The 13569-nt window shown below is 44.0% G+C and carries 15 protein-coding genes; 8 read left to right on the top strand and 7 right to left on the bottom strand.

Annotated elements, in window-relative coordinates; genetic code table 11:
• Nucleotides 1-10: 10 nt before the first annotated feature.
• Entirely contained in the window at nucleotides 11-508 is a 498-nt protein-coding gene (locus tag JMW90_RS05985; protein WP_227691885.1) for an IS630 family transposase, read from the bottom strand.
• 28 nt (nucleotides 509-536) lie between these two features.
• Nucleotides 537-848 (bottom strand): IS630 transposase-related protein, encoded by a 312-nt coding sequence (locus JMW90_RS05980; RefSeq protein WP_201562184.1) that lies wholly within the window; start codon nucleotides 846-848, stop codon nucleotides 537-539.
• Nucleotides 849-943: 95 nt separating this feature from the next.
• Between JMW90_RS05980 and purU the strand changes: the two genes are divergently transcribed.
• On the top strand, nucleotides 944-1867 hold the full coding sequence (purU, locus tag JMW90_RS05975; RefSeq protein WP_379607248.1) for a formyltetrahydrofolate deformylase: 924 nt from the start codon (nucleotides 944-946) through the stop codon (nucleotides 1865-1867).
• 84 nt (nucleotides 1868-1951) lie between these two features.
• Here the strand turns inward: purU and JMW90_RS05970 are convergent, their stop codons facing one another.
• Nucleotides 1952-2758, bottom strand: coding sequence for a cytochrome C assembly family protein (locus JMW90_RS05970; RefSeq protein ID WP_201562182.1), 807 nt, complete (start codon nucleotides 2756-2758; stop codon nucleotides 1952-1954).
• 271 nt (nucleotides 2759-3029) lie between these two features.
• Here JMW90_RS05970 and ffh point away from each other — a divergent pair, with 271 nt between their 5' ends.
• The 7 genes from ffh to JMW90_RS05935 all read left to right on the top strand — a co-directional run bounded on the left by ffh (nucleotide 3030) and on the right by JMW90_RS05935 (nucleotide 9687).
• The gene (gene ffh / locus JMW90_RS05965) at nucleotides 3030-4574 is read left to right on the top strand and encodes a signal recognition particle protein (RefSeq protein ID WP_201562180.1); all 1545 of its coding nucleotides are present in this window, start codon (nucleotides 3030-3032) and stop codon (nucleotides 4572-4574) included.
• A gap of 207 nt (nucleotides 4575-4781) precedes the next feature.
• A complete protein-coding gene (tsaB, locus tag JMW90_RS05960; protein ID WP_201562327.1) occupies nucleotides 4782-5465 on the top strand; it encodes a tRNA (adenosine(37)-N6)-threonylcarbamoyltransferase complex dimerization subunit type 1 TsaB in 684 nt (227 codons plus the stop codon).
• Nucleotides 5466-5618: 153 nt separating this feature from the next.
• Nucleotides 5619-6461 carry an undecaprenyl-diphosphate phosphatase gene (locus JMW90_RS05955; protein WP_201562178.1) on the top strand — a complete coding sequence of 281 codons (843 nt, stop codon included), beginning with the start codon at nucleotides 5619-5621 and terminating at the stop codon, nucleotides 6459-6461.
• A 46-nt stretch (nucleotides 6462-6507) separates the two neighbouring features.
• Nucleotides 6508-7407, top strand: a complete 900-nt coding sequence (locus tag JMW90_RS05950; protein ID WP_201562176.1) for a class I SAM-dependent methyltransferase — start codon at nucleotides 6508-6510, stop codon at nucleotides 7405-7407.
• A gap of 345 nt (nucleotides 7408-7752) precedes the next feature.
• A complete protein-coding gene (locus JMW90_RS05945; RefSeq protein WP_201562174.1) occupies nucleotides 7753-7992 on the top strand; it encodes a hypothetical protein in 240 nt (79 codons plus the stop codon).
• Nucleotides 7993-8096: 104 nt separating this feature from the next.
• Nucleotides 8097-9020, top strand: a complete 924-nt coding sequence (gene ubiA, locus JMW90_RS05940) for a 4-hydroxybenzoate octaprenyltransferase (RefSeq protein WP_201562172.1) — start codon at nucleotides 8097-8099, stop codon at nucleotides 9018-9020.
• Nucleotides 9013-9687 carry a DUF4112 domain-containing protein gene (locus JMW90_RS05935; RefSeq protein WP_201562170.1) on the top strand — a complete coding sequence of 225 codons (675 nt, stop codon included), beginning with the start codon at nucleotides 9013-9015 and terminating at the stop codon, nucleotides 9685-9687. Before ubiA ends, JMW90_RS05935 begins: the two co-directional genes overlap by 8 nt.
• A 94-nt stretch (nucleotides 9688-9781) precedes the next feature.
• Here the strand turns inward: JMW90_RS05935 and JMW90_RS05930 are convergent, their stop codons facing one another.
• The 4 genes from JMW90_RS05930 to JMW90_RS05915 form a co-directional block, all read right to left on the bottom strand.
• Entirely contained in the window at nucleotides 9782-10393 is a 612-nt protein-coding gene (locus tag JMW90_RS05930; RefSeq protein WP_227691881.1) for a hypothetical protein, read from the bottom strand.
• Between the two features lie 219 nt (nucleotides 10394-10612).
• Entirely contained in the window at nucleotides 10613-12661 is a 2049-nt protein-coding gene (gene mnmC1 / locus JMW90_RS05925; protein WP_201562325.1) for an FAD-dependent 5-carboxymethylaminomethyl-2-thiouridine(34) oxidoreductase MnmC1, read from the bottom strand.
• Nucleotides 12655-13155: an SH3 domain-containing protein gene (locus JMW90_RS05920; RefSeq protein WP_227691879.1), complete on the bottom strand. Its 501-nt coding sequence runs from the start codon at nucleotides 13153-13155 to the stop codon at nucleotides 12655-12657. The genes mnmC1 and JMW90_RS05920 overlap by 7 nt, the downstream gene beginning before the upstream one ends.
• Nucleotides 13152-13505, bottom strand: a complete 354-nt coding sequence (locus JMW90_RS05915) for a YciI family protein (RefSeq protein WP_201562166.1) — start codon at nucleotides 13503-13505, stop codon at nucleotides 13152-13154. Before JMW90_RS05915 ends, JMW90_RS05920 begins: the two co-directional genes overlap by 4 nt.
• Between the last annotated feature and the right edge of the window lie 64 nt (nucleotides 13506-13569).

Below are 13569 nucleotides of genomic sequence, written 5' to 3'. Positions count from 1 at the left end.
GTCAACGAACTTAAAAACTACCACACAGCCATAAGAAATAAAAGAACAAAGTATCAATACAATCTAGACGCCACTCTTTACGTTTGCGTTTAACCCAAGCCCAGACTTGCTCAATAGGGTTTAAATCTGGACCATAAGGTGGAAGCCACAAAATGGCATGTTCTGCATCTTCGATAAGCTCTTGTATGTCTTGTCTTTTATGGAAAGTAGCATTATCCATAACGATAACACTGTTCTCAGGAAGATTAGGCAGTAGTAACTGGCTTACCCAACTATGAAAAACGTCACTGTTAACGCTACAATCATAAAGTCCGACAGCAAATAATTGATTGTTATAAATTGCCCCTATAGCATTAGTCTGGTTCTTTAACTGCCAATTATACTCACCAAAGCATTTTTGTCCTTTGTTGGAGTAACCGTGAGGCCTGTTATCATGAGATTTAAAGCCACTTTCATCTAAAAATACAATGGGTCTATTATCTTTCTCAAACTGGTGCAATTGTTCCAGGAATAGGCATCTTAGTTCAGCGTCCGCCTTAGGATGTTTTAATGTCTTTTTTTTGGGTAATACCGAGACGCTTTAAGGCTTTGGATATGCCTCTATCGCTACAGTTGAAACGTCTTGCGCGCTCATAGTGATAGTCATCAGGATGTAACTCAACATCTAGTATGAGTGCTTTATTATCTATTTTTGTTGGTTTAAACTGACGCTCTACACCATCAATGTTTTTACACCAGCTTTGTATGGTGCTGGTGCTTATTTGATACTCCAGAGCAAGTTGACGATAGGTGTGATCGTCTTCTAGTTTCCTTAATATCATTTGTCGGTAATCTTTTGAATATGCCATAACGGTTATTGTATCGGATTTATTGTTCGTTGACTATAGTACTGCTATTAGATTTTCAGTAGCAAATTTTGATTTAATTTCTAATTGAGCGCACTATGTCAGACACTGCAACGATTACTTCACCGAAAACGTCACTCCAAGTGTCATTTAAAGAGATTCCCGCTATCACTGCTACAGCCACACTATTGATTAAATGCCGTGACCAAGCCGGTATCGTACAAGCGGTATCTGAGTTTATTCATCGTTATGGCGGCAATATCATTACGTTAGATCAGTACTCAACTGCCCATGAAGGCGGTCAATACTTTATGCGTTTAGAGTTTGCTTTGGCAGGATTGAGCGAGATTATCGATAACTTTGAAGCCAGCTTTGCCCATACCGTTGCCAAACGCCACAATATGGAATGGCGCTTACATGATAATGGCATTAAAACCAAAGTTGGTATCTTAGTATCTAAATTTGACCATGCTTTATTAGACTTATTATGGCGTCATCAGCGCGGATTGCTTGACTGTCAGATTACCTCAGTCGTTAGCAATCACGAAGATTTGCGCCAATCAGTAGAAAACTTTGGTATCGCTTTTCATCACGTTCCAGTGACCAAAGACAATAAGGTAGAAGCAGAAGAGCAAATTCATGACTTGATGGCAGGCAATGACTTATTAGTCTTAGCGCGCTATATGCAGATATTGTCGTCAGATTTTGTAAAGCGCTGGCCGATGCAGATTATCAATATTCATCATTCGTTCTTGCCAGCGTTTGTCGGTGCCGATCCTTATCGCCAAGCTTATGATAAAGGCGTGAAGCTTATCGGTGCAACCGCGCATTATGTGACCACTGAGCTCGATCAAGGACCTATCATTGAGCAAGATGTGCACCGCGTGACCCATCGTCAAGGCGTCACCGAGCTGCGAGCCATTGGTCGTGATATCGAGCGCAATGTATTGGCACGCGCCGTCAATTGGCATGTACAAAATCGCGTAATCGTAGCAGGGAATAAGACAGTGGTTTTTAATTAAAATCGTTTTGATTGAAATTTGCTAAGCAGTAGTTCTGTAGCCTTTTAGAAGTGGATTAACCATATTCTTATTAGATAACCGTATTTACAGCAGCATCTCCAGCACAAACTTGCTACCAACAAAACCAATGGCTAATAAAATAAAAGCATAAATGGTCATGTTGGCAGCACGTCTTCCGCGCCACCCAACACGCCAATTACCGATGAGCAATGCGCCAAATAGCAGCCATGACAGCAGACTAAAAGTTGTCTTGTGGACAAGATGCTGCGCCATCAAGTCGTCTACGTAGATAAAACCAATTCCCAGTGCAATGCTCAGCAGGACAAAGCCGACCAATAACATATCGAATAATAGACTCTCCATGCTTTGAAGTGACGGCAGCTTGTTGACCCAAAAGCGGTGAATAGATTGATGCTTAAGCTCACATATTTGTATGCGCAGAAATAGCGCCTGTACCGCTGCCATCAGCAGCACACAATAAGCCGCAAGCGATAGCAATATATGAGCCTCAAGCCCAATGCTAATATCCGTAATCGGACGATAAGGCGCGCGCCCTACATAGCCAATTATCATACCCGTAAGGGCGGTCGGTGCGGCGAGAATACCCAGACTGACAATAGGTCGATATAGAGAGAACATGACGTAGAAAAATAAGAAGAACAAACTGATCAAGCTGATGATATTAAAAAGATTAAAATTTAACCCATAAAGTGTGACTACGTGCGGATAGAGCAGCGCTGCATGTGCCAACATACCCACAAACAATAAGCTTAGGCTTGTGCTTTTATGGATAGATTTATCCTGAATCAGCGCCCAACCAATATAGATGCTGACTAAGAGGTAAGCCATCGCAGCAAGTAAGAATGCAAGTTGCAAGATAAAGAACCTCATCTCATAATGCGCGCAAAATACGCGCTTAATTTCATGCTAAAGTGGTATTATTAGAATAATTACCCAATTTATCATAAAATGGCACTCAATTGAGCACCATCTTATGTATTCCTGATAAATGCTTGGCAATTGAGCTTCAATGCCTGCCATCGCATACTCAAATCGTATTTATCAGCGCTTTAACTCGCGAAGCCAACCTCTACTAAGAGCCAAGTTTCAATATGAGTCAGAGCTAAGTTTAATCAAGAATTATTTTAACTGAGAGTTATTTATGTTTGATACTTTAACAGAACGATTGTCGTCGAGCCTGCGCAATATCGCAGGGACAGGACAATTAACCGAAGACAACATCAAAGACACCTTGCGCGAAGTACGTATGGCGCTATTAGAAGCCGATGTGGCACTGCCAGTTACTCGCGATTTTGTCAAGCGTGTCAAAGAGCAAGCGCTTGGTGCTGAAGTGCTCAAAGAGTTGGCACCAGGTCAAGCATTTGTCAAAATCGTCCATGATGAGCTGACCGAAATGATGGGCAGTGCCAATCAGCAGCTTGAGATGACAGGCAAGCCTCCCGTTGTTTACCTACTGGCAGGTCTGCAAGGTGCCGGTAAAACGACGACTGCTGGTAAATTGGCAAAGTTTTTACAAGAGCGCCATAAGAAAAAAGTCATGTTGGTCTCAGCTGACGTTTACCGTCCAGCGGCGATTGCCCAGCTTGAGCAAGTCGCTGGGCAAGTCAATGCCAAGTTCGTCAATTCAAGTAGCGACGAGAATCCGATTGATATCGCCTTACGTGCTATCGAAGAAGCCAAAATCCAATATCAAGACATTTTGATTATTGATACAGCAGGTCGTCTGGCTATCGATGAAACCATGATGGATGAAATCAAGGCGTTAACCGCTGCGGTCAATCCTTCTGAGACTTTATTTGTCGTTGATGCGATGACTGGTCAGGATGCGGCAAATACTGCCAAAGCCTTTAACGATGCGCTGCCATTAACGGGCGTTATTTTGACCAAGACTGACGGTGATGCTCGCGGCGGTGCAGCGCTTTCTGTGCGCGCCATTACTGGTAAGCCAATTAAGTTTTTGGGTCGCGGTGAAAAGTTAGATGCGTTAGAGCTGTTCCATCCTGAACGTATCGCCCAACGTATCCTTGGTATGGGTGACGTCTTAAGCCTTGTCGAAGAAGTTGAGCAAAAAATTGACCGTGATAAAGCCGAAAAAATGGCGAAAAAGATGCAAAAGGGCGGTGATTTCGACCTTGAGGATCTATTGACCCAGTTTCAGCAAATGAAAAGCATGGGCGGCATGGCAGGCTTTTTAGATAAAATGCCGGGTATGGGCGGCTCGGATATGCAAAAAGCTGTCGAAGAGGCTAAGCCTGAAGAAAAAGTACGTGAGATGGAAGCCTTGATTAACTCTATGACGCCATTTGAGCGCAAAAATCCAGATAAGATTAATCCAAGTCGTAAGCGCCGTATTGCTGCAGGCTCCGGTCGTGAGATTCAAGACGTCAATCGTTTGCTCAAGCAGCATAAGCAAATGGCAAAAATGATGAAGATGATTTCAAAGCCTGAAGGCATCAGCAAAATGATGAAATCGATGCAAGGATTAATGGGCGGCGGCAGTGGAGCTGGCGGCGGTGGTCCATTATTCGGCGGTGGTCAGCAAGGCGGCGCAAAAGATGTGAATCCGCAGCAAATGGCAAAACAGATGGGTTTGGATTCAAATAATATGCCAAGTACTGAAGAGATGCAAAAGCAGATGCAAGAGCTACAAAACCAAGCGCCGAAGAAGTTTAAGACACGTTTTTAATTAATTAAAAGCTATTTGCAATACTTTTTTATAAAACCTCGACGGCTGAATAGCGTTGAGGTTTTTTTATGTTTTAACCGTTTAAGTAAATTCTCACAAAGAAACTATTAAAAATTATGAAAAATATAGAAAGTCGGTCAATTAATCTGTCCTAAATGCTATGATAGGCGCTGTTTTATGATGCCAAGAGAATAAGTCGAGGTGATGATGTTTTTAGCAATGGATACGGTGTTTGATCAATGCTCGATTGCTATTTTAGACAGCAGCGGCAAGGTTATATCAAATCAAACTGAAACGGGCAAACGCCAGCAGACGCAGCAGATATTACCGATGATTGACGCGGCATTATCTGAGGCGCAGCTAAAACTGGCTGACATACAAGCGCTTATTTTTAACCGAGGCCCCGGTGCTTTTAGCGGTATACGTATTAATACCGCTGTCGTACAAGCGCTATCGGTTGCGCATGATATTCCTTGTGTGGGCGTTTCAAGCTTACAGGCGATTGCGCAAGCAGCGTATGAGCGGCGAGGTTTGAGCGAAGTATATAGTGCCCTTGATGCGCGTATGCAGCAGGTATATTTTGGGCATTATGAATTAATAGATAATATTATGCAGCCCGTTAATCAAGAAAATGGCGAAGATAGCGAGCAGTTGCTGGATTATGATAGCCAGACAACGCTAGATATTCCTATTGTTGGTAATGGTGCCGGTTTATTGAGCCTGCATGACGCTCAGAATATTTATGCTGACATTCATCCTGACGCTACTGCGATAGCGCAGCTCGGCATTGCTCAGTTTATGGTTAATGGTGGAACGGAAGCGGCGCAAGCGCTACCAAAGTACTTACGCAATCAGGCATGGAAAACGCTCAAAGAACAAGGTAAGGCGTAGTATGGTCTTCCTAGATAAAGTGTTTATAAGGTGCTTATAAAGTATTTATAAAGTGCTTAAGCTTTGCACGCGCAAGCGATAACAATAGCAGTATGAATATAACAATATAAAACAGACGCCTGTACTGTTTTTGGCTTCTTTAGGAACAATGTTGTGGATATCATTTTATTAATTCAAGCTGTGATCATGGGTATCGTTGAAGGTATCACTGAGTTTTTGCCCATCTCTAGCACAGGATATTTAATTTTATCCGCTGATTTGATGGGTTTTTGGACCAAAGAAAAAGTCGATTTGTTTGTGGTGGTGGTGCAGTTTGGGGCTATCTTAGCAGTCATATATGACTACTGGGGCAGATTGTGGCAAGCACTAATGGGGCTGCTGACGGGTAAAGCAGAGGGCATGAGTAATCCGCGTCAGCTTGGACTTAGCTTGATTGTCGCCACTATTCCGGTGATGATTGTTGGTTTTACTTTTGCTGATGAGATTAAAGCCTACTTATTTAATCCTATTGTCGTAGCTATTATGCTGATTATCGGCGGTCTGCTGATATTTTATGTCGAGAATCGCCCGAAAGCCATTATTGCAGAAGAAGCAGAAGACGTAAGCCTAAAGACAGCTTTGATGATAGGTTTGCTGCAATGTTTGGCATTGATACCCGGCACATCGCGCTCAGGTGCGACCATTATTGGTGCGCTATGGCTTGGCGTCTCACGTAAAGCGTCCGCTGAGTTTTCCTTCTTTTTGGGTATTCCTGTCATCATTGGTGCGGCTCTCCTAGATTTTATTAAGCATCGTGACGTTTTAACCAGTAGCGAAGATTGGTTGGTGCTAGGTATCGGTACTGTCGTGTCCTTTATCATCGCTTTGCTTTGTATTCGCTTATTGGTCGCTTGGGTCAGTCGCCGTGACTTTAAAATCTTTGCATGGTTACGTATTATCACCGGTGTATTGGTATTAGTAGCCGCTTGGGGTTTTGGCTATCAGATGGCAGGCTAGAGTCGATTGTAGGGCTGGCTTAATAAGGCGCATAAGGAAAGTAGCAATGACTGCTTCACGCACAGATTTTAAAGAGAGTGGTCACATTATGCACTGCCAATTACTTTATATTAGCGAGTCGCAGGCAGTCCAAGTTGAGAGCCTGCAAGCGCTGATAGCTGAGCATAAATTGCCACTCGTCCTAATTGCTGAGATATTAGTCGATAAAATCACTCAAAAACGTCGTCAGCAATTAAGTCAAGAATTCACTCAGCCTGTACTCTTATTAGATGATAAAAACAAACTGTCATGGCTGAGTGATGGATTAAGCGTTACCCCCGAATGGGATAAACTGCAGAGGCGCGTAGTCAGTGCAGGGCGCAAGTCTGAGTTGTTATTGCAGGCAGCGAGAATCACCGCGGATAGTTACGTGATTGATGCGACCGCAGGCTTTGGTCATGATAGTTTAATATTGGCCAGTACTGGTGCCCAAGTTACCATGCTTGAGCAGCAGCCTTTGATGGCGCTACTGTTGTTAGCAGAACAGCTGCGTATGAATGCGTTGCCAAATTGGCAAAAATTGATGTCACGTTTGCATATTATTAATACCAATGCACTCAGTTATTTTGCAAGCTTTGACAATGAATCAGTTACTGCTAATGATCAAGCCGTTGATGTGGTATATCTTGACCCTATGTTTCCAAAAGACAGCTATCAAGACAGTAAGACGGGCAAAGGGGCAAAAGTAGGTAAGCATATGCAAGCATTACATCAATTGGCGCGTCCGCCAACGCTAGATGAAGAGCTACAATTGCTACAAAGCGCGCAGAAGATGGTCAGACAGCAGGGACAAAAGCAAGGTCGCGTCATTGTTAAGCGTCCACAATTTGCGCCCCTGCTTGCTCATCTAGCGCCAAGTGAGAGCTGGAGTAATGAAGCGCTGCGTTTTGACGGCTACTTCGTTTGATAATGATATAGTCAGTTCAATGTAGAGATGATACCGCGAGACTGGGATGATTTTTTTGTATAGTCAAAATACTCTAAAAACGCTACGGTGCTGCGGGTATAAATTTTTTGCAGCCTCTGTCTGCGTAGGCACAGCAAGCAAGAAAAATTTATACCCGCAGTACATAATGTGTCGATATTACTTTTCACTGACTGTAGTCTCTGTCGGCGTAGGCACAGCAAACTAGAAAAAGTCATCCCAGTCTTGCGTCATAAAATAACGTATCTATTTTATATGGTATCGACTATAAATATATTTAGTGAATACAATCAGAGTGTTTACGTTTAACGAGTTTAGGAGCAGGGAATGTCTGTGTTAATCGTTTGGGTGATGGGTGCGGCGCTATTACTAATCAATATTATGCTACGTACCAGAATTTTGAGGCTTGAAGCGCGTTTAAGAGAGCTTAGTAACCCACAAGAGCAAGTGGCATTTTTGCGCCAACAAGCAGCAAAGAAAAATAAAACCCCTGCCATTAAAGCTTTACGCAAACAATATCCTGAGTTATCACTTATTGAAGCAAATAAGATGTGGCAACAAGTCTAGCGGCTTTTATGCTAGCAAACTGTTATGTATCAAATTTTATGCTTCATATTTTTAGACCATGAAACCATTATGCAAAACCTGCTATCAATGATAATGAAAACGCCATGACATTTAATGACAAACTACAAGCCTATATTCAGCTAACGCGCTTTGATAAGCCAGTCGGTATTGAGCTGCTACTATGGCCAACATTATGGGGCGTGTTATTCGCTGCGATGGGGCAGGCGCAGCAACAAGGCGCGGGCGTGACAGCCGGTCTACCGAGTCTTAGTGTCTTTATTATTTTTGCCCTTGGGGCGATATTGATGCGAGCGGCAGGCTGTGCGATCAATGATTTTGCCGATCGTAAAGTCGACGGTCATATCAGCCGCACCAAAGGTCGACCGTTAGCCGATGGTCGTCTGTCTGCTAAAGAGGCCATTGCAGCTTTTTTAGTGTTGGTGTTATTAAGCGCCAGTCTGCTGCTATTTTTACCCATTCAAGTATTTTATTGGTCGCTTGGTGCCGTGATATTGGCTTTTATTTATCCCTTTATGAAGCGTTATACCCATTTGCCGCAAGTATTTTTGGCCGCAGCTTTCGGTTGGGCGATACCGATGGCGTATGTGGCGATACAAGGCGCGCCTGATATTTGGTGTTGGTTATTATTCATTGCCTATATGTGCTGGACAGTCGCTTATGATACTCAATATGCGATGGCTGACCGCGAGGATGATATAAAGATAGGGGTCAAATCAACCGCGATATTATTTGGTCGCTATGATGTGATTATCATCTCATTACTACAGACGCTGTTTTTAATCATCATGGGCGTGGTGATGTGGCATTATTTTGCACCGACCAGTTTAGGGCTTACGCCAGTCTTTGGCTTGGCTTTAGTTGCCATGATGTTTGCCAAGCAAAACAGCGCTTGTGCCAGTCGCAACGCTTTAGCCTGTTTTCAGGCATTTTTAGCCAATATATGGGTAGGGCGTTACGTCTTTGCTCTTATAGCCATCGCTTGTATATGGACGACGTTTAATGGATAAGCTTAATAAATTTTCGAGATTAAAAGCCAAAAAATCAGCCGCGCATGATACGCCTAAGCGTGATTATGAGGCAAGACTTGCTGAGCATGGGCTCACACGCGAGCAAGTCATTGCTACTGAGCGTAAGCTGGCAAAGTTTGCCAATACCATGGATTCTCTGGTGCGTGTGCCTTTTACCAAACAAGGCATGGGCGCTGATGCCGCACTTTCGACCATTCCGCTGGCAGGTGACTTGGCGGGTCTGGCATTGACAAGTTATGCGTTTATATTGGGTCGTCAGCTGGGTGTACCGGCGCATAAAATGACACCTGCTGTCAGATTGGCGCTTATCGATATGGTCGTTGGTATCGTACCGGGTATCGGGACGCTGCTTGATATCTTTATCCGTCCCAGTCGTAAAACGTTGGGTATCGTCCATGAACATTTGCAAAACGAGTATGGCATCACTGAAACCATCCATATGGATCGACCATTTTTGCATCAATCACTCGAAGATAAGCAGCAGAGTCGCTTTGGGGCTTTTTGGCGCAATCCAGTGATTGCTTGGCTGTATCTGCATATTCCTGATATGTTGGGGCTCATGGTGATTGTTATTATCGCTTGGGGCTTGTGGACGGTAATAAGCTGGCTGGTGAGTTTGTTTGGAAAAACAACGGGGTTTGCTTAATCAAAGGTAAAATAAGTCACATCAATAGCAAAAAAAGCGGCAACGATATCAACGTTTGCCGCCTTTTTATTGCCTGTTGCTATGATTATAACGCTTACTCTGTGATGACTTCTGCATCGGCACTAACAGCATCAAAGCTTGTCATTTTATTATTTTGGATGAAATCTATCGTGCCGCCGCCAGCATGACTGACCAGCTGAATCTGACCATTGCTTGAGCGATAGGTAGGATTGTTCCCTTGACCTTCAGGTGCGCTCAAGGTCATTTTGGGTTTGTTCGGTAAGGTGATGATGGCATTAAGCATACCTGCTGCCGAGGTCTCAAAGGTAACGGATAACGATTCGCCTGCGGCGCTTTTATAGCGAACATCGGTGATTTGGGCACCTTTGATGGCTTGCTCTGGATTGGGCGCTGGAGCGGGGTTATCGATTGAGGTATCAGTTGTGCCAAGATTGCCTTCTAGCTCTTTTAAGCTAATATCTGTTTCTGGAGTTGTAGTAGAGGCCTCTTCATCAGCAACTGTCGGTGCATTAATATTAGAGGTGACTGGCGTCGTTTGTGTTGCCGCTTCTGTGGTTGTCTCATTAGCTGTTTCAGGCTCGGGTGTTTTTTGGCAGGCACTCAATAGTGATAGGCTTAAAAAAACGGCAGCTGCAGCTTGAAAGTAAGGTTTTGACTTTATAAAAGTAAAAAAGTAAGTTTTCATAATAAGATAGCTATCCATTTATAATGATTGTTCAAGCATTTTAAACGCTAAGGACAGTCTATCATTAGCGGTACTATCTAATAGAATATTTACGGTAACCACCAAGGTAAGCCATCTGCCATTTTTGCTGAGTATGCTTGTATGTTGTCACAAATACAAGACTCGGCTACCGCTTAAGCTAAAATCATTTATTAATGAGTAGAGTGGCTTAGCTCAAGGTTAAAGCGATCTTTTATGTGATTTTTGCACTTTATGCAGCCGTACCCGATTGGGCGATAAGCGCGTCAACATAACGCTAGACAATGGCGTAAAACAGCCTAACATCATATCTGCTAAGGCTTCGGCACATATGGGTGCTAAGGCATAACCTTTTGCACCCATTGCTGACATGGTCCATAAACGCTGACTTTGCGCAAGCAGACCGACCAGTGGATGATAATCAAGTGTTTGGGTGCGAATGCCAGCACGCGCCTGCCATGCACGGATATCATCTGGCAAGATATCGCTTAATTCAGGAATATCCTCAAGCAATTTATCATAATTTTGCTGATTTTCTTCACTTCGGATATCAGTATTGGCATCACCATCTATAAAGCTTGCCCCAAGTAAAAACTGTGGCTGGCTTTTGCTAATTGGGTTCAGCTCCCCATCACCGCTTTGTCCGATAAATGGCGCACAGTAGCCACTGTATTTAAGCGGTAATTTAGGCAGCTTGGTCAGTTGCTCAGCAGTTGGGGTAAACCAAGACAGTTGACCACGGATGGTACGGCACTTAACGATACGTTTATCCAATTGATGGCTTTCGTAAGCTGCGCAAATCACAACATGGTCGGTAGTGATCGTGACAGATTTTTGGTTAACACTTTCATCGCTATCATCACCTTCAACGCCTGTCAGAACGACGTTATCTTGAGTCTCTTCAATATTGGTAATTTGAAGCTGCTGATAGGTAATAGAGGGGTGCGCAAGGATAACAGTTTTCAAGGCTTGTGGATTGACCAAACCCGCCTGTGGCAGATACAGGTTATTAACCAAACCCTTATTGTTTAAACCGCTTATATCGCATGCTTCTTGAGTGCTGATGGTGGTTGCCATGCTATCTGGATAGTCTGCAATCTGCGCCGTACCAATATTGGTTTTTATCAACAAATCTAGCGTGCCAGTTTGCTCAAGTATCAATGGCGACTTTTGGATAGCGGCTTGCTGATTAAAGTATCGATATAATCGACCACTGTATAAATAGCCAATAGAATGCAGATGCTCATAGACATGATGAATAGGCGTCATATTGGGGGCAAGTAGGGCGCGTGGATTACCGGATGCACCAGCTAACGGCGCGTCTTTATCGAGCACCGTGACGCTTATACCACGATTGGCAAGCGACCATGCAGTCAGTAGTCCTGCCACGCCAGCACCAATAACGACTGCATTACTAGGATAATTGGACAAAGGCGCCTTATTGGATAAGGATGAAATACGCTCATCTAGAGATGACATCTCGCTCATAACGGCCGTAAGCATCGCAGGCTTAGGCCCAAATCCTTTGCTCTTTTTAATGACAAAACCTTGCGACTGCAATCCACGTTTGACGATACTCGCGCAGCTATAGGTAGCAACAGTCGTGCCAGCACGTGACAAGTGTTGCATCTGGCTAAAAATACGCTCTGTCCATGATATCTCATTGCAAGAAGGCGCAAGTCCATCTAAAAACCAGGCATCAATATAAGGGCGTTTAATAGCAGTCTCAAACCCCAAACTTGCTAAGCTGTCATTAGCGTCGCCCAACCAGATATCAAGGGTTAAATTATCCTCAATAAAACTTAGCCGATGACAACCAGCGATAAGGGGCGGATAGCTGGCTAAAAATTGCTCAATCAATGCTGCCAGTTCAGGTGCACGCTGTGGCCATGGAGCAAGTATCTTTGCTAAGTCGCTAAAGGGTATGGGGTACTTTTCGGTGGTAATAAAATGCAAACGGGCGCTTGCTAAGTGCGGGTGTGTTAATCGAAGCTGTCGCCAAAGCTGCCAAGTCGCGAGCAAGTTAAGTCCTGTACCAAAACCCAATTCGCAGATCGTAAAGCATTGTTTCGCTGAAAGATTTGCTAGACGTTCTGAAAGTTGGTTGTTCTCCAAAAATATATGGCGCGATTCTGCTAAACCGTCTGCGTGCGAAAAATACACATCACCAAACTCGCCTGATACCGGCACTTTATTACCAGTGTCATCAGTTTGCCACTCAATGTTAGCGGGAGAAATAACGGCTACCAGCGTTCACGGCGGACAAACACCAGCCATGAGATAAAAATACCAACCAATAGGCTAATCAAAACGGTAAATGCGCCATATAAAAACAATTGACCTTTACTTTCATAAACCAAGACGTTTGCTTGAGTGTGCAAATCATTGACTTGGCGCTGCAGCTGGGCATTACGGCTTAGCAATTCTTGATTGGCGGCAGATAAGGCTTTATTTGATGGCTGAAGTTGTGCTGCCAAGGTATCGTTAATATTGGTCGCAGGCTTTGTTGCGGTAGCTACTTCTGTCACCGGAGTAGCTGTTTGAGTTTGAGAGGCATTGTTGGCTGCAATTAGTGCAGGTGCAATCCTTGCTGTAGGTTCGGTTTGAGCAGTCAGTGTTGGTGCTGCGTGCACCGATACGGCAGCCATGAATATGATGCTTGCAAAACCAATGCTAGTAGAACCAATGCTAGCAGAACCACTCTTATGAATAGGCTTTTTTAATGAGCGTAACCGCTGAATCACGATGATGTTACCTCATCTGATGGTGTGTTTTTTAGATTGGCTACGGAGTTGTCAGTCACTGCTGGTAATGCTTGGATAAATGGCTTGATGTCGACATGACTGTAGACACCGTCACGCAGATACGGCTCAGCGCTTGCCCAATCTTGAGCCGCCGCAAGCGAGTCGAAATCAGCGATGATAAGGCTGCCTGACATCTCATTTTTGCCGTGCTCGATGGGGGTTGGTCCTGCGATAATCAACCGCTGCTCACGATTCAAGACTTGTAAGCGTTCAACGTGCTCTGGGCGCGTCAGCTGACGTTGCGTGCTACTGCCTGCTACGTCGTGACCGATAATGGCGAATAAGGACATGCTGCTTCCTCAATTAATAATAAAAATAAAGCATTTGAATCGAGAACCATGATGCATCATTTGT

Origin of the sequence: Psychrobacter glacincola, from assembly GCF_904846215.1 — a bacterium.
GTDB lineage: Bacteria > Pseudomonadota > Gammaproteobacteria > Pseudomonadales > Moraxellaceae > Psychrobacter > Psychrobacter glacincola.
Note: the sequence above shows the minus strand (reverse complement) of the source record. Positions and strands in the feature narration are given on the sequence as shown.